Annotated in this window: 14 protein-coding genes and 1 pseudogene; 7 read left to right on the forward strand and 8 right to left on the reverse strand. The window is 44.6% G+C overall.

Annotated elements, in window-relative coordinates; all coding sequences use genetic code 11:
• Positions 1-180 (forward strand): hypothetical protein (locus IM479_RS04030; RefSeq protein ID WP_287686557.1); only part of this gene is annotated, 180 nt, incomplete at its 5' end.
• On the opposite strand, the gene IM479_RS04035 is transcribed toward IM479_RS04030, so the two are convergent.
• A complete protein-coding gene (locus IM479_RS04035; RefSeq protein ID WP_287686558.1) occupies positions 177-2,255 on the reverse strand; it encodes a thioredoxin domain-containing protein in 2,079 nt (692 codons plus the stop codon). The genes IM479_RS04030 and IM479_RS04035 overlap by 4 nt on opposite strands.
• A 77-nt stretch (positions 2,256-2,332) precedes the next feature.
• Here IM479_RS04035 and IM479_RS04040 point away from each other — a divergent pair, with 77 nt between their 5' ends.
• Entirely contained in the window at positions 2,333-2,941 is a 609-nt protein-coding gene (locus IM479_RS04040; protein WP_286826553.1) for a chromophore lyase CpcT/CpeT, read from the forward strand.
• Here IM479_RS04040 and hemB read toward each other — a convergent pair.
• The 3 genes from hemB to def all read right to left on the reverse strand — a co-directional run bounded on the left by hemB (position 2,938) and on the right by def (position 5,695).
• Positions 2,938-3,918 carry a porphobilinogen synthase gene (gene hemB / locus IM479_RS04045; protein ID WP_286826554.1) on the reverse strand — a complete coding sequence of 327 codons (981 nt, stop codon included), beginning with the start codon at positions 3,916-3,918 and terminating at the stop codon, positions 2,938-2,940. The genes IM479_RS04040 and hemB overlap by 4 nt on opposite strands.
• A 116-nt stretch (positions 3,919-4,034) precedes the next feature.
• Positions 4,035-4,691 carry a GTP cyclohydrolase I FolE gene (gene folE / locus IM479_RS04050; RefSeq protein ID WP_286826555.1) on the reverse strand — a complete coding sequence of 219 codons (657 nt, stop codon included), beginning with the start codon at positions 4,689-4,691 and terminating at the stop codon, positions 4,035-4,037.
• A 425-nt stretch (positions 4,692-5,116) separates the two neighbouring features.
• Entirely contained in the window at positions 5,117-5,695 is a 579-nt protein-coding gene (gene def, locus IM479_RS04055; protein WP_286826556.1) for a peptide deformylase, read from the reverse strand.
• Between the two features lie 84 nt (positions 5,696-5,779).
• Here def and dnaA point away from each other — a divergent pair, with 84 nt between their 5' ends.
• A complete protein-coding gene (gene dnaA / locus IM479_RS04060; protein ID WP_286826557.1) occupies positions 5,780-7,114 on the forward strand; it encodes a chromosomal replication initiator protein DnaA in 1,335 nt (444 codons plus the stop codon).
• A gap of 121 nt (positions 7,115-7,235) precedes the next feature.
• On the opposite strand, the gene IM479_RS04065 is transcribed toward dnaA, so the two are convergent.
• Positions 7,236-8,186, reverse strand: a complete 951-nt coding sequence (locus IM479_RS04065; protein ID WP_287078925.1) for a heme o synthase — start codon at positions 8,184-8,186, stop codon at positions 7,236-7,238.
• Between the two features lie 13 nt (positions 8,187-8,199).
• A complete protein-coding gene (locus IM479_RS04070) occupies positions 8,200-9,120 on the reverse strand; it encodes a COX15/CtaA family protein (protein ID WP_287078926.1) in 921 nt (306 codons plus the stop codon).
• Between the two features lie 314 nt (positions 9,121-9,434).
• Between IM479_RS04070 and IM479_RS04075 the strand changes: the two genes are divergently transcribed.
• The 3 genes from IM479_RS04075 (at position 9,435) to IM479_RS04085 (ending at position 12,862) form a co-directional block, all read left to right on the forward strand.
• Positions 9,435-10,400 (forward strand): cytochrome c oxidase subunit II, encoded by a 966-nt coding sequence (locus tag IM479_RS04075; RefSeq protein ID WP_287686560.1) that lies wholly within the window; start codon positions 9,435-9,437, stop codon positions 10,398-10,400.
• Positions 10,401-10,429: 29 nt separating this feature from the next.
• Positions 10,430-12,106: a cytochrome c oxidase subunit I gene (gene ctaD, locus IM479_RS04080; protein ID WP_287686562.1), complete on the forward strand. Its 1,677-nt coding sequence runs from the start codon at positions 10,430-10,432 to the stop codon at positions 12,104-12,106.
• A 132-nt stretch (positions 12,107-12,238) separates the two neighbouring features.
• Entirely contained in the window at positions 12,239-12,862 is a 624-nt protein-coding gene (locus IM479_RS04085; protein ID WP_286826562.1) for a cytochrome c oxidase subunit 3, read from the forward strand.
• A gap of 150 nt (positions 12,863-13,012) precedes the next feature.
• Here the strand turns inward: IM479_RS04085 and IM479_RS04090 are convergent, their stop codons facing one another.
• Positions 13,013-13,375, reverse strand: a complete 363-nt coding sequence (locus IM479_RS04090) for an acyl carrier protein (protein WP_287686563.1) — start codon at positions 13,373-13,375, stop codon at positions 13,013-13,015.
• Positions 13,353-15,152 carry an acyl-CoA dehydrogenase family protein gene (locus IM479_RS04095; protein ID WP_287686565.1) on the reverse strand — a complete coding sequence of 600 codons (1,800 nt, stop codon included), beginning with the start codon at positions 15,150-15,152 and terminating at the stop codon, positions 13,353-13,355. Before IM479_RS04095 ends, IM479_RS04090 begins: the two co-directional genes overlap by 23 nt.
• Before the next feature lie 456 nt (positions 15,153-15,608).
• Between IM479_RS04095 and IM479_RS04100 the strand changes: the two are divergent.
• A pseudogene (locus tag IM479_RS04100) lies at positions 15,609-16,340 on the forward strand (hypothetical protein); the annotation flags it as partial.

A 16,340-nucleotide genomic window follows, 5' to 3' on the forward strand; every position in this document is an offset into this window, starting at 1 on the left:
GGGCATACCGGAACCTTTGGGCTAGATCCAATAAACGCTTGGGGAGAGAATACCTCTACTTTTTCAGAAGCAATTCTGTCTTTCGCAAGTAATCTCTGTGAACCAAGAATCCCCGTCTCTTTAGAGCGGGGAGTGTCAATCCATCGTTTGATCAAGGGGAACGCACCATCTTTAAGTTAACCGAGCCGTATTGACTCCCCTGCCATCACTCCGGCAATTTGTCGGTGCAACTGTTCTAAATTTTCTGCCGGTTCAAGGCAGCATAACCCTTGACAAATTAACCCAAATGTGCTAAGGGGCAAACTGGCATCGACTCGATACACCGCAGTGGGCAAATAGCGACTTAACAGCGGCTCGATCGAGCTTTCCGGGGCGCGCAGACAGAAACCGTGACGATAGTGATCGAGGGCGACAAATAAACTGGGGCAAGCGGTGGGGGACTCTTCTAGGATGGTACTAAAAGATTGCAAGGCCTTTTCGGCCCGATCGAGATATTCTAGATTTTCCGTCAATCGCGACAGACGCACTAAATTAGCGATCGCAATTCCGTTAGCCGAAGGGGTGGCATTATCCGTATAACCCCGTTCCCGCACGATCAAATCGAGACTATGATCAGAAGCGGTATTAAAATATCCTCCCTCATCCTTGGACCAAAACCAGCGATCGAATTCCCCCTGTAGATCGATAGCCGCCTCTAACCAGCGAGTTTCTTGGGGATTAGCCGTTTGCAAGTCCAGTAAAGCCTTAATAAAATAGGCAAAATCCTCCGATTGGGCTAAAACCGAGGCCTGACCCTGATAATTCAAGCGCTGAAAACGTCCATCTAACCACTGATGCTTGAGAATAAACTCGGCCGCTTGACTAGCCATTTGCCAGTACAAAGGTTCCCCAAAGACGGCAAAGGCCCGGGCCAAACCGGAAATCATCAAACTATTCCAAGCGACGATCATTTTCGTATCCGTTACCGCCGGAATCCGTCCCGGCCAAGAAACGGTTTTCGCCTCTTGATTGTCTCTGGCCGGGGGAAAAAGAGCTAATTGGGACTGAGAACTGCCATAACGCCGAATAAATAACTTATCGAGCATATTTTCTATCTCCGACCATAATTCTCCCCCTTGCCGACGTTGCAGGACATTACGACCCTCAAAATTCCCTTCGGCAGTAACGGTAAAATTAGCTTGCAGCAGTCCTAATTCCTCGATCGAGAGATAATCCCTTAACTCTAAATCCGACCAGACATAAAAGGCTCCTTCCTCCGGTTCTCTATCCGTGGCATTCTGAAAACTATCGGCATCTTGGGCCGCATAAAAATAGCCTTCTGGGGCGGTCATTTCCCGTTTTAGCCAGTTAACCGTGCCTTTAATCCCTCTCTCAAAGGCCGCTTCTCGATAACCGGCACTCCACAAATTGGCTAAATATTCGACAATTTGCCCGTTATCGTAGAGCATTTTTTCAAAATGGGGAACTGTCCACGTCGAATCCACCGTATAACGATGGAATCCTCCCCCTACATGGTCATAGATTCCCCCCAAGGCCAGATCTTCCCCCCGTTGATAGGCCGCTTGCCGGAGGGAATCCTCAAAATCGTCACCAAAGCGACTGCCCTGCAAAGCCAGATTAGAATAGGGAATCATCGGAAAACTGGGCCGACCGTAGTTATTGGGATTAACCTGAATCACTGCCGTATTTCTCTCGATTCCTGTGGCTAAAAGGGAAGGAGCAGCTAAATTGGTCTCTGCTCGGGGTAAAATAGCCGATTGACGCAGTGCGCCCAGCATTTCGGCCGTAAATTTGTTTAATTTGTCTTTTTCCTCGTCATAATAACGACGTATCGATTGCAGCACTTGCAGAAAACCGGGCCGGTTAAAGCGCGGTTGCACGGGAAAATAAGTACCACCATAGAAGGGAATTAAACTATCGGGTGTTAGGAAGACATTCAGAGGCCAACCCCCTTGACCGACCATCATCTGCAATGCTTGCATATAGATACTATCGATGTCCGGTCTTTCCTCGCGATCAACTTTGATCGGCAAAAAATACTGATTGAGATAATCGGCAATGGCCTGATCGGAAAAAGCTTCTCCTTCCATAACCGTACACCAATGACAGCTAGAATAACCGATCGAGAGAAATATCGGTTTATCTTCTCTCCTGGCAATTTCTAGGGCGCTGTCACACCAATACCACCAATCGATCGGGTTTTCGGCGTGTTTTCGCAGGTAAAGACTTTCAGATTCAGCCAGATGATTAGCCATGGGAAAAGGGGATTTTTTGCTCTTGCTGCTTATTAGTTTAAGCTAATTAGAGACTAACCGGAATTAAGCCGCTGCTCATGCTGAAAACTTCGATCGCCCTAGGATTTTTTCTCACTCAATCTTGGCCCCTTAACCCGCAAGTGCAGGGGGTGGCTAATCATTTAATTGGGGTTATGGATACCAGGGAACAAGCGCAGACTAACCCCCGCATTGCTAAGGTGCAGATGACTACCTGTGCGGTGAATTTTTCCCCCAAACAGGATAATATTTATCTCTATCAAGAACAGGCGATTATCGATCAGTTAAATCAACCCTATCGTCAAAGAATTTTAGTCATTCAACCTAGCTCCGATAATTCCACTGTGGAATCAAAAGCTTATAAGTTAAATAATGCCGCTAACTTTATTAATTTTTGTAACAAAGACTTGACAGAAAGAAATTTAAATGTATCAGATTTGGCCGAGTCGGTGTGTACTGTGTTTTTAAAACCGATAGCGGGGGGTTATCGGGGAGAAACTCCCCCCCAGGGTTGTCCCACTAATGCCAGAGGTGCGGTAAAAATAACTAATACAATTATTCTACATTCCCAGGGCATGGATACCAGCGATCGAGGTTATGATAGCCTTGGGCGGCAGCTGTGGGGTGCGCGGGATAATTTCTATCAATTTCGCTGGCAAAAACCCTAAAATCGGCTTTCCTGTTTCATTAATGCCACATCAAGAGCAAAATAGGTCAAAATCAAATCGGCCCCCGCTCGTTTCATACTGGTTAAAGTTTCCAAAATCAGGCTTTTTTCGTCAATCCAGCCCTGTTTTGCCGCCGCTTTAATCATTGCATATTCACCACTAACATTGTAGGCAGCAATGGGCAGATGGCTACTATCTCGCAGACGACGGATAATATCGAGGTAGGCGAGAGCGGGCTTAACCATGATAATATCTGCCCCTTCTGTTATGTCTAAACTGGCTTCCCGTAACGCTTCCCGACTATTAGCCCCATCCATTTGATAGGTTTTCTTATCACCAAATTTCGGGGCTGATTCTAAGGCATCTCGGAAGGGACCATAATAAGCAGAGGCATATTTAGCCGTATAAGCGATAATTCCCACATCTAGATAACCCGCTTCGTCTAAAGCTCGACGGATCGCCCCAACCCTACCATCCATCATATCGGAAGGGGCGACGAAATTAGCCCCGGCTGCCGCTTGCGAGAGCGACATTTTCACTAAAACTTGCACGGTTTCATCGTTAAGAATTTTACCGTCTTGGACGATACCATCATGACCATAAATTGAAAAAGGATCAAGGGCAACATCGGTAATAATAATTATTTCAGGGACTTCTTTTTTAATCGCTTTCACTGTCCTTTGTACTAAACCATCGGGATTATAACTTTCTGTACCGAAATTATCTTTTTTATCTTCGGCAATCAGAGGGAAAAGAGCGATGGCATTAATGCCTAAATTATAAGCATTAACCACTTCTTTTAGCAATAAATCGAGGGAATAACGATAACAATCGGGCATAGAAGGAATAGCCACCTTTTGATTTTCTCCCTCCATGATAAAAACAGGATAAATCAAGTCATTAACGGTTAATTCGGTTTCACGAACAAGACGGCGAATCGCTGGAGTATAACGAAGACGACGGGGACGAATCAGCATGATAACGGCGAGTCAAAAATAAAAAGTAAACAGTAAATAGCTAGGTTTGCTCTAGTTTTTTGCTTAGGAAAAAACCGGGGATAGGACAATCAAATAATCCTGATCCCCCTGACTAATTAGTGAAAATCGGGACTATGACGAATCAAACTCATAAACTCTTGACGAGTCTTAGCAGAATCGGCAAAAATACCGCGCACGGCACTCGTAGAAGTCCAAGAACCGGGTTTTTGAACCCCGCGCATTACCATGCACATATGAGTCGCTTCAATCACCACAGCCACCCCTTGAGGTTGCAGTAATCCTTGTAAAGCATCGGCAATTTGTGCGGTTAAACGTTCCTGTACTTGCAGTCGTCTGGCGTACATTTCACAGATGCGGGCAATTTTCGATAAACCGATCACTTTCCCGTTAGGAATATAGGCAACATGAGCGCGGCCGATTATCGGTAAAATATGGTGTTCACAGGAGCTAAAAATATCGATATCTCGGATTAAAACCATCTCGTTAGCCTCCTCGTGAAAAACTGCCCCATTCAGCAATTCATCGAGGGATTGCTGATAACCAGAAGTGAGAAATTTTAGGGCTTTTACTACTCGTTTAGGAGTGTCTCGTAAACCTTCGCGATCGGGGTCTTCTCCTAATCCTAACAGCAGTGTTCGTACCGCTTGCATCATCTCGGCTTCCGATACCGGCGATTTAGGTTCGGTAATCACTTCGGGAAAGTGATTGTAGTCATCATTGTGGAAAATTGCTTTGGACTTAGCTAAGGTCATAGATATTTTTACAGACTCCAATAGTTAATTAATCGGCAAAGTTTTCTGATTTTACCAATTGTCAATAAATACCCTTTGCTAGAGTATTTATTTTTCTGGGCATCTAGACGATAACTAATGAAAGCTATCGGTTTATTTCCTCGTCTCTGGGTTTATCTCCGGTGCGGAAATCTGGAAAAATTGATTTTCCTAGTCACCGAAAAAGTCTTGAGTATCTCCCTAGTTAATTGAGGACAGAGTTCTACTGCATAATTAATTTATTTTGTCAAGTAGTTCATTTGTTTGTTAGTGTGGTTTTCCTAGAATGATAATCGTTATCATTTTAACAAAAAATTTAGATTTACCAACAAAAATTTTGTCGCCAGATAAAATAGTCCCGTTAAGTTATTTAACTTATTTTGAAGACATACAGAGATTTTGCGATTTTATCGCTTATATTCAGCAATATTACTGATTTTTTGGTATTCTTCCTCCGAGTATAAATCCGCCGGAGAAGCAAGGCGATCGAGAAAGAGGATTCCTTCGAGATGATCGTATTCGTGTTGAAAGATGCGCGCGACAAAATCCCTGAAAACTTGACGGATTTCGCGACCCTTGCGATCGCAATAGTCCACCTCGATCCACTGATGACGGGGGACAAAACCGCGTAAATTGGGGACACTGAGACAACCTTCCCAACCCTTGACCATTTCCTCGCTGACCTGCAAAATGCGAGGATTAATCACGGCAGTGGGTGGCATCATCGGAGCGTCCGGATAACGAGGATTGGGGTGAGAAGCAACGATAAACAGACGCAGAGACCGAGCAACTTGGGGCGCGGCGATTCCCACCCCGTGGGCAGCTTGCACGGTGGTAATCAGGGAATCGATCAAATTTTGACAGTCAGAATCGAGAAGATTATCGATCGCTGGTGCTTTTTGCTGTAGAATTGGATTTCCTAATTGGGTGATTGTTAAAACTTGCGTCATCTGTCTAAAGATTAATTGTTTAGCTCTGAAAATCATTTTATCGTCAGCGGAAAAATCTCGCTAAACTGATAAGGTTTCCCTGCAGCATCACTAGATCAACTTTGTTAATCAAAATTAACCGTGGATAGCAGCGCCCAACAACTTTGGCATAATCTCCTAGAGCGTCTAAAATTACTATTAACCCGTCCCGCTTTCGAGACTTGGTTTCAAACAGCGACGGTTAAAGAATGGCAAAACAATCGCTTAGTAATTCAGGCTGCCAATCCCTTTATTCTTAACCATCTTCAGAAAAATTATCTGTCAACAATTGCCGAAGTAGTACAGGATATCGTCGGTTATCCCGTCGAGATTCAACTAACGGCACAACAGGGCGATTCGATCGCTATTTTCCAGCCTGACACTAGCTTAGAATCAGAATTATCCCCCGGTAATCAACTTAACCCTAAATATAATTTTTCCCGTTTTGTTGTCGGGCCAACTAATCGCATGGCCCACGCGGCTGCTTTAGCGGTAGCGGAATTACCCGGACGCGAATTTAACCCGCTTTTTCTTTGTGGTGGAGTGGGATTAGGTAAAACCCATTTAATGCAAGCGATCGGTCATTATCGTCTGGAATTATATCCCCAATCCAGGGTTTCTTATGTATCGACGGAACAATTTACTAATGATTTAATCACTGCTATCCGTCAAGATAGTATGGAAAGTTTTCGTAATCATTATCGCCATGCGGATATATTATTAGTGGATGATCTGCAATTTATTGAAGGAAAAGAATACACTCAAGAAGAATTTTTTCATACCTTTAATACCCTGCACGAAGCGGGAAAACAGGTGGTTTTAGCCTCCGATCGCCTCCCCAAACAGATTCCCAGTTTACAGGATCGTTTAATTTCTCGCTTTTCTATGGGATTAGTCGCCGATATCCAAGCACCGGATATCGAAACTCGCATGGCAATTTTACAAAAAAAGGCCGAGTACGAAAATCTGCGTCTCCCAAGAGAAGTTATCGAATATATTGCCGTTAATTATACTTCTAATATTCGCGAATTAGAGGGGGCATTAATCCGGGCTACTACTTATATTTCTATCTCTGGATTGCCGATGACGGTAGAAAATATCGCGCCGGTTTTAAATCCACCAATGGCCAAAATTGCCACTTCTCCTGAGATTATTATGGCGGTAGTAGCAGAAAAATTTCAACTCTCGATCGCCGATCTAAAAGGAAATTCCCGCCGACGAGAAATTAGTTTTGCCCGACAGATTGGGATGTATTTGATGCGTCAACACACGGATTTAAGCTTACCGCGCATTGGCGAAGAATTTGGCGGTAAAGATCACACCACTGTTATTTATAGCTGTGATAAAATCAACCTTTCCCAACATCAAGATCGACAATTACAAGAAATCTTAGCCCAACTAATCGAGCGAATTAACTCCCTTAGTCGCAATCAGTAGTCGGGAAGTGGGGTTTTTCAGTGATCAGTGATCAGTAAACATTGAAAAGACACTAGGAAACTGCTATTTAATACTGCTCACCTAAAACTCACATCTGATAACTGATAACTGATAACTGAGATTAACTACAGGAGAATAAACTGGCAATTGTAGCCAGGAGACGAGAGGTCATGGGTAAACTATCGATCACCATAGCTGTACATAATAACATCATGTAAAGAATGGAATATTTAAACAGCGATCGAGCGATGTCCCGATCAAAAGGATTCTGTTTTAACCGCCAAGCTTTTTTCAGGAAAACAAACCCTAAAATTAAAGCCACTACACCATAGACCACACCACAGGCAGCCAAGGGATAAATCAGGAGGAAAGTGAAAGGAACAACGATTAAAGTATAGAGCCAAATCTGCTCGCTAGTGGCTTGTTCTCCTTTAACTACGGGCATCATCGGGATATCCACTTCTGCATAATCATCCTTGATCATTAAAGCCAAAGCCCAAAAATGGGGAGGAGTCCAAAGGAAAATAATTGCGAATAAAATCCAAGGAATCCAACCGAGATCGCCCGTTACTGCCGCCCAACCCACTAGGGGAGGAATCGAGCCAGCCGCGCCACCGATAACAATATTTTGGATACTATGACGCTTGAGCAGATGGGTATAAATCAGCATATAAAATGCGATACCGGTCATTGCTAAAAATCCGCTCAAAGTATTGACAAAAAAGACAAAAAGTGCTAGGGAAAGGGAGGCTAAAACGAAGGCAAAAATGAGGGCGTGGAGGGGTTGCACGCGGCCGGAGGGAATGGGACGGGCGCGGGTGCGAAGCATGGTGTGATCGATGTCGCGATCATAGATACAGTTTAAGGTTTGAGCGGCGGCGGCGGCGAGAGTGCCACCGAGGAGGGTAAGAAAGAGTAAGAGAGGGGAAACCTGACCTTTAGAGGCGATTTCCATAGAAGCGGCCGTGGTAATCAGCAGTAGAGGAATAATTCGGGGTTTAGTGAGTTGATAATAACTTTTAGCGACTTGTAAAAAATTATCGTGGTGGCGAAGGGCTTGAGTTCCAGTCATCGTGATTAAATCCTTAGAGATGGCTTATAGGTGCGAAATAACGATCGCGAAGGGCAAAAGTGGTAAAAGCGACGAGGGTTCCCACCAATAGCGCACCGATGCTGTGGTGGGTAATGGTTAAGGGTTCCACCTGTAGATGCAGTTTCAGGGTGGCAACGCCTAAAAACACCTGTAGGGCGACTAATCCCCCGGCGCTAAAAGCTAGTTTTTTGAGGAGAGGATGGATAGCGGCAATTCGCCAAGCGAAGAAAACTAGGGTTAACACCGAGATAGTGGCGGGAAAAACCCCGATAATGTGGCTATTCATCACGGTGCAGAGTTGGGAAACCGTTAAACACTGATGGGCAGCCCAACGGGAACCGACGAGACCGCCGAGGAGACATTGCAGATAAACTAGACCGGTGGCGACCATTCCGAGCCAAGTTAGTTTCCCGACTGTACCTGTGGGACGGTAGGGAGTCAGACAGATAGCAATGACGATTAGGGTAGCAAAAAAGAGCAAAGCTGTGCCTAAATGGGCGGTTACGATGTCAAATCGCAGTAATTGGGTCACGGTTAATCCTCCCAGGACTCCTTGCAGGAGAATTAAAGCTAAAGCAGCGATCGCAGAGGGGAACAGCCAAGGGGGAAGATGGCGACGATACCACCAAGACAGACCGACGAGAGCGAGCGTACTAAACCCGATCAAAGAGGCATCGAGACGATGAAACCACTCCAGAAATACCTGTAGATTCATCTGCTGACTGGGAATCCATTGACCGTAACACAGAGGCCAATCGGGACAAGCTAAACCGGCGTTCATAACTCTGGTGGCAGCACCCACCACCATCAGGGCGAAAGTAGCGATCGCAATTTTCCAGACTAAGCGGCGCATCCACACCTGAATATTGCCGGTTTCTCTTAGGGGTGTCGGGTTAAAAACAGATTCGGTCATCGGTTTGCCTGTTCTCAAGGAGTCTGTCATCAAAGATCATGGCTTTGTTTGCCAGTTAGTTATCACTGTGAATGAGTTTTTTTACGACCGGTAAAACCTTTTAGATATTCTTTAGATTTCTGGCCATTTCCGTTACATTTGTTTACATAAACTCAGAATAAAATATAAAAATTAGTGATTTTAAATACTTTCCCTGAAAACGATCCCAAAGAAAAGATAAAATTCTCAGAAGATGCTGGTTAAATTTCCCATCTATAGGGGAATCATGTTTTAGCCTTGAATAAGTAGGCACTATTGAAAATATTGAAAAGACCGTGAAAATTCCCAGCAGTATCCTGACCCTTGTACTCGGGATCGCCTTGACCTTAATTAGTCTCTGGTATGGCCAAAATCATGGCTTAATGCCCGTGGCCGCTTCCGAAGATGCCAAGGAAATAGATAGTATCTTTAATCTGATGATGACCATCGCCACGGGACTATTTTTAATAGTTGAAGGCGTGATCGTTTATATAGTGATTCGCTTTCGTCGCCAACCGGGGGATCAAACCGACGGGCCGGCAGTGGAGGGCAATGTCCCCCTAGAAATCTTCTGGACAGCCATCCCGACGGTAATCGTCTTTATCCTTGCCGTCTATAGCTTCGAGATTTATAACAATATCGGCGGTCTCGATCCCTTGATTTCCAAGGGTGACAAAGGAGAAATCGCCCACCACGGTCATCACCACGGCACGATGATAGCCCTGAGCGGCGATCGCAGAGTAGCCCTAGGTATCGGCAATTCCTACGATGGTGAAGGAGTTCCCCCCCTAGTGGTCAATGTTAAAGGTATTCAATACGCTTGGATCTTCACCTATCCCGAAACTGGCATTGTTTCCGGGGAACTGCACGCTCCCGTCAATCGCCCCGTGCAACTGAATATGGAAGCGGGAGATGTGATCCATGCTTTCTGGGTTCCCCAATTGCGTCTAAAACAGGACGTTATCCCCGGACAAGAAACGGTGTTATCGTTCACATCCAATCAAATTGGTCAATATCCGATCATTTGTGCGGAACTTTGCGGGGCCTATCACGGCGGCATGAAATCTAGCTTTGTGGTTCACTCCCAAGCAGATTACGACAAATGGGTGCAGGATAACACAATCGCTGAAGTTGACAGCGATCAAACCGTAGCCATGACCGCTAAAGATCGCTCTGATAGTCAATATTTGACCCCCTACACCGAAGAAATGGGCATCGACGCTGAAATCCTCGCCCAAGTTCCCCATCAGCACCAAATGTAATTTTTCTTGTCATCTAAAATCTTGGCATTATGACAGCATCAACGGAAATAACCACCCCAGCAACCGTTCCCGAGGTGATCCATCACCGCAAGTGGACAGATTACTTTACTTTCTGCACCGATCATAAAGTCATCGGCATTCAATATCTGGTGACTGCCTTTCTTTTCTTCTTTATTGGCGGTGCTTTCGCGGAAGTGCTGCGGACAGAATTAGCCACTCCCGACCCCGATTTCGTCTCCCCAGAACTATATAACCAATTTATGACCATGCACGGAACGATCATGATCTTTCTTTGGATCGTTCCGGTTGGGGCAGGTTTTGCCAATTATCTCATTCCCCTGATGATTGGGGCCGAAGATATGGCTTTTCCTCGTCTTAACGCTGTGGCTTTCTGGCTTAATCCCCCCGGCGGGCTGCTATTATTATCCAGTTTCTTTGTCGGCGCTCCCCAGTCCGGTTGGACTTCCTACCCACCTTTAAGCTTAATTAGCGGCAAATGGGGGGAAGAATTGTGGATTTTGAGCCTTTTATTGATCGGGACTTCTTCGATTTTAGGCTCGATTAATTTCATCACCACGATCCTGAAAATGCGGATTCCTGAGATGGATTTGTACAGTATGCCGCTATTTTGTTGGGCAATGCTGGCTACCTCGACTCTGGTACTGCTTTCCACCCCCGTTCTCGCTTCTGCTCTCGTTCTCTTGTCCTTTGATTTAATCGCCGGCACGAGCTTTTTTAACCCCGCCGGCGGCGGCGATCCGGTGGTTTATCAGCATATGTTCTGGTTTTACTCCCATCCTGCCGTTTATATCATGATCTTGCCCTTTTTCGGCACGATATCGGAGATATTACCGGTTCACGCCCGCAAACCGATTTTTGGTTATCGAGCGATCGCCTATTCCAGTCTTACCATCTGTTTCTTGGGTTTAATCGTTTGGGCCCACCATATGTTCACCAGCGGCACCCCCGGCTGGTTACGGATGTTTTTCATGGCGGCAACTATGTTAATCGCCGTTCCCACTGGCATTAAAATCTTTAGTTGGTGTGCCACTCTTTGGGGGGGTAAACTTAGTCTCAATACGTCTTTGTTATTTGGGATCGGTTTCCTGTCTTCCTTCCTCATCGGTGGTTTGACCGGGATTATGTTGGCTTCCGTTCCCTTCGATATCCACGTCCACGATACCTATTTTGTTGTCGGTCACTTCCATTATGTACTATTTGGTGGTACGGCAATGGCCCTGTTTTCTGCCGTTTACCATTGGTTCCCGAAAATGACCGGACGGATGTATAACGAGACTCTCGGTCGTATCCACTTTGTTCTCACTTTTATCGGTTTGAATTTAACTTTCATGCCGATGCACGAATTGGGATTATTGGGTATGAACCGTCGTATTGCACTGTATGATGTGCAATTTCAGGATTTAAATGTTCTTAGTACCGCAGGAGCTTATATTCTCGGTATATCGAGTATTCCCTTCGCTATTAATATGGTCTGGAGTGCCTTTAAAGGTCAACCCGCCGGTCGTAATCCTTGGCGCGCTTTAACCCTAGAATGGCAAACCTCCTCTCCCCCAATTATCGAGAATTTCGAGGAAATGCCGATTCTTTGGTCCGGCCCCTACGATTACGGTATTGATATGGAGGAATCAGAAGCAGCGGAATCAGTACAAGATATCCTCGCCGAAGTGGGCTCCGAATCCCAATAATCAGTTATCAGTTATCAGTTATCAGTTATCAGTTATCAGATGTGAGTTTTCAGTTCACTGATTACTGTTTACTGTTTACTGATCACTGAAAAAAAGCTCCCCGTCTCCCGTGTAAACTAAGGACATTCAATCATGCAAGGTTCAGCGATCAAAGATTCTCAACTCTCTGTCAATTATCATCAAGAAACGGTGGAACACGGACATCATGGCCACCCAGATCATCGCCTATTCGGTTTGGTTTTGTTTCTAGTGGCGGAAAGTTCCATCTTTTTAGGCTTATTTACCGCTTTCTTGCTCTACCGTACCATGTTACCCGTTTGGCCTCCCGCCGGCACACCAGAATTAGAATTAACCCTACCGACAATTAACACGATTATTCTGGTGTCTAGTAGTTTTGTTATGCACATGGGACAAAAAGCCATTAAACAAAACAATAACGCCGGTTTACAATTTTGGTTCGGTATTACTGCCCTGATGGGAATTATCTTCCTTTGTGGTCAAGGATACGAATATAGTCACGCTGAATTTGGTCTCAAAACTAATGTTTTTACCAGCGCTTTTTATGCCTTAACCGGATTCCACGGTCTCCACGTTACTTTTGGTTTAGTGCTAATTCTATCTGTCCTCTGGCGTTCTCGTCAAAAAGACCACTATTCTAGTCAATCTCATTTTGGTGTGGAAGCGGCAGAATTATACTGGCATTTCGTCGATGTGGTCTGGATTATCCTGTTTTTACTGGTGTATATCTTGAGCTAATTTTTGTTATTTATTCAGAGAAAAGGGCGACCAATTGATCGCCCTTTTTTATATATTTCAATTTACAGAAGTTATCTGATAGGTTATACTTCATTTTTATGAGAAAAGCTTTAACTGATAACCGAGTAACTGATAACTGATCACTGATAATTAACGACGACCGAATAAACTCCAACCTTTGCCACCACTAGCGGCCGGTTCGGCTTTTTCAACGACGGGAGCAACTTCTGCGGGGGTTTCCTCACCAGAAAGATTAGAAAGATCGTAGTTTTCTACTAGGAAAAGAGACGCTTTTTCAATAGTAGAATGATCCCAGAAAAGGGTAGAAGGTAACTCTTGACCAACCCAATCTTCTAGATCACCCACCATCGTTACCGCATCGATCGAATCTAAACCATAACGAGTTAAAGGTTCAGTCACATTAATCGTTTTTGCATTCAAAGATAACTGATCGGCTAACTGTTTAACTAACCAATTTTGTACGAGATTATTAAGATTGGAGTTGGAGTTCATGGGTTTTTTCCTCGGTAGTTTGTGAATGGGCTAATTGAAAAGGCACGATCGAAAAATGTTGATTTTCCCGATATAATTTCAGCAATTCTTGGGCAACATTTTCTATATACACCTCAGATAGAGTGTAAGGCAGCGGCCGGAGAGTTCGCAGTAATCGGTGTAAACTCAACACCAACCATTCCCCCCGGGCAAAAAATTCACCCAAGATGGAACGATTATAAAGCCAAGTGTGTAAACAAGCGGAAGCAGCGTGTAAAGTACAGTATTTCTTGGCAATCTCGAACAATTCGGGTGATTGGTCGTGACCATACTCGAATTTCGATTGACTAATCTGTTCATCGTGAGCATTTAGTTCCTCTAAAACTAAATTACCCAACATCAACAGATTTTCTAATATCTCTGCGTCCACTTCGTCAGAATTTTTCAATCCCTCGAGCATATCAAGGGCAATCTCTAAACCCTGTAGGGAATCATCCATTCCCCGGCCAAATAATTCTAAATTATTGGGTTCAAAGGGAGGAACTGACTTTTCTAGGCTAAAAATCGCCTCTAAACGGGTTTTTAACGCCGACATGGTGCGCGAGTTGCGTTTAGCCCGATATTTGGTTAAAGGACGCAATTGTAGGATTAAAGCATGAAGATTGACGATCGAACTGCCGTCAAACATACTGATAATCGAATTATCCCGCAGTAGCTTCTGGAAGATGCCGAATTCGTGTTCTTCTCGCATATAAAAACGCGATCCCAACACCACATAAACACTATTAACCATCTCCTCCAGACGGACAGTAACAAAATATTTTACCACCGAAGCCCAGACGCTAAACTGTTCGGGGATAATATGAAAACCTCTTGCGGCCGGAATCGTCTCGCAATCACAAATAAGGATGTCAAGGAAAGCATCCACGAGAGTGCGCCGGGGTTGGGGCAAATCCATCACAGTTTTGTGATAAATTACCCGATTAACGGCAAAACTGAGGGTAGTTCTTAAAGCGGTATCGGCTGCCCCGTGGGAAAAAGCAGCGCACAACATCCGGGTAATCTGGAAACCTTTCAGAGCTAATTCTAAACCGTCTCCCTCCTCCCGTAAACGCATGGAATCGGGGACGAAACAATCTTTAAAACCAATGCCACTCATATCGGAGGCGCGCACGCCATGGGTGTATATTTTCGGCAAATTATAGTATTTTTCGGGGTCTAATTGCCGTTTATCTACCATAAATAGGGTTAAACACTTCGGCCCGCCGTTAGCATCGGTTTTCGCCAAAATAAAGGAAACTCCAGAGATAGTCGCCCGGTTAATCGGCCATTTCTCCCCATTGAGAATATAACCTCCTTCCACCTTCGTCGCGGTCAGATCACCATTGATCAGATCGCTACCGTGTTCCTTTTCCGAGTAACCCAGACACATCGCCCCATAGTCATCCATGATAAAACGGGCGAGCTTCTGTTTCTGTTCTGGGGTTCCCGCCATCCAGTTTAAAAACGACCAGAATAGGGTAGTAAAAGCGATGCCGATAGTTTGATCCCGTCGGGAAAGTACCCGCACAAAAGCGACAAATTCCTCAAAAGAGGTGAATTCACCGCCGCAATCCGTGGGAATGTAGTAGTGTTGGAGTTTCCAGTCGTATAACCAGCGAATTTCCTCGTGGGGAAATTCTTCGCTCTCGTCAATTTCGATCACCCGCTTGTAGGATAGAGGGTTATCAGGATTGAGAGGATCGCCTAAGTCTTTTTCCAGTGCTTCAGCAGTCCAGTATTGCTTAAGCTTTTTCATAGTGCCTCTAGGACAGATACAATGTGTTTTTCGTCAATGCCTTCGCTGAGAAGACCCGACCATTCACAAAAATTAATGACCATTCTAGACGTTTTGCTGTAGAGTAGCAACAATTTTTAATTTCGCCTTTACCTTAAATGGGGTAAAATCCGCCTTGGAGCAGTAATTATGCCCAAATTGAGGTGATTAAACCGCCTTAGTTAAGGGGGTGTTAGACCGATGGGGGTGGGATATTAGCATGGGGGAGAGTGCTAGACTGCGGGGAGCGGTTTAATTAATAGTTAGACCGCGAGGTTATCTGTATTATCGATCTTCTGGGAGTCTAGGCAGAAGAGCGATAGTTCAGGGACCGCTATATGAAGCCGTTCCTTGCCAAGGGGATAGGGACGGTGTTGAGAATTAGCCCAATTGCATTCAGTGCATTGGTTTTCAGCATGAATTGACAGGATAACTTTTATGCAAGCCCAACATATCCTTCGACAATGGTTGTGCCTCACTTTTTTGAGCGTAGGTCTTTTAATAACTTCATCTGAGCGCGTTTTAGCACAAAGCAACTTTGATTTCCTCATTGTGGGTGAGTGGGGTGAACGAGGAAAATGCGACTCTGCTAGATTCGTGTTTACGAAAGATGGGCGTATGCAAGCATTATCGAAAAAACGCAACCAATGGATCGTGCATTTTGGTGGCAGTTATGTTCGTACAAGTTCTACATCTTTAACTATAAAGCACAATCAATTCGGAGATACTTTTAGGATTTCACGCTTAACTCCAACAACTTTGACAGGCACATGGTTTATTTCTATCGGTTATGATGAAGCGATTCCTATATCTTGGGAACGTTGTTTTATTAGCCCAGAACCCTATCCAGAAGCATCTTTAGGCGATCTAAATTATTATGTTTTCCGCAACAGGGATTTTGCAAAAAGAAATCCTGGCAAAGAAGCACCAGATTATTACTTAGGATTTGGAGATAAATATCTGAATATATTTGTGAAGGATACATCTCCTACTCTTACTGCAAAAGGACAGCAATTTATCAAAGAAGTAGGTAAAGCTTTACAACAGAAAATAGAAGATAAATTAGTCGCTAATCCTGATGCTTTTGGAGAATTAGAGCTTAATCCCGATTCCTTCCGTAAATTTGCTTATGGAACACATCCAGATGCTTACTGTGAATCAGGCTGGGGA

It is taken from the genome of Microcystis sp. M165S2 (assembly GCF_020245885.1).
Lineage (GTDB): Bacteria > Cyanobacteriota > Cyanobacteriia > Cyanobacteriales > Microcystaceae > Microcystis.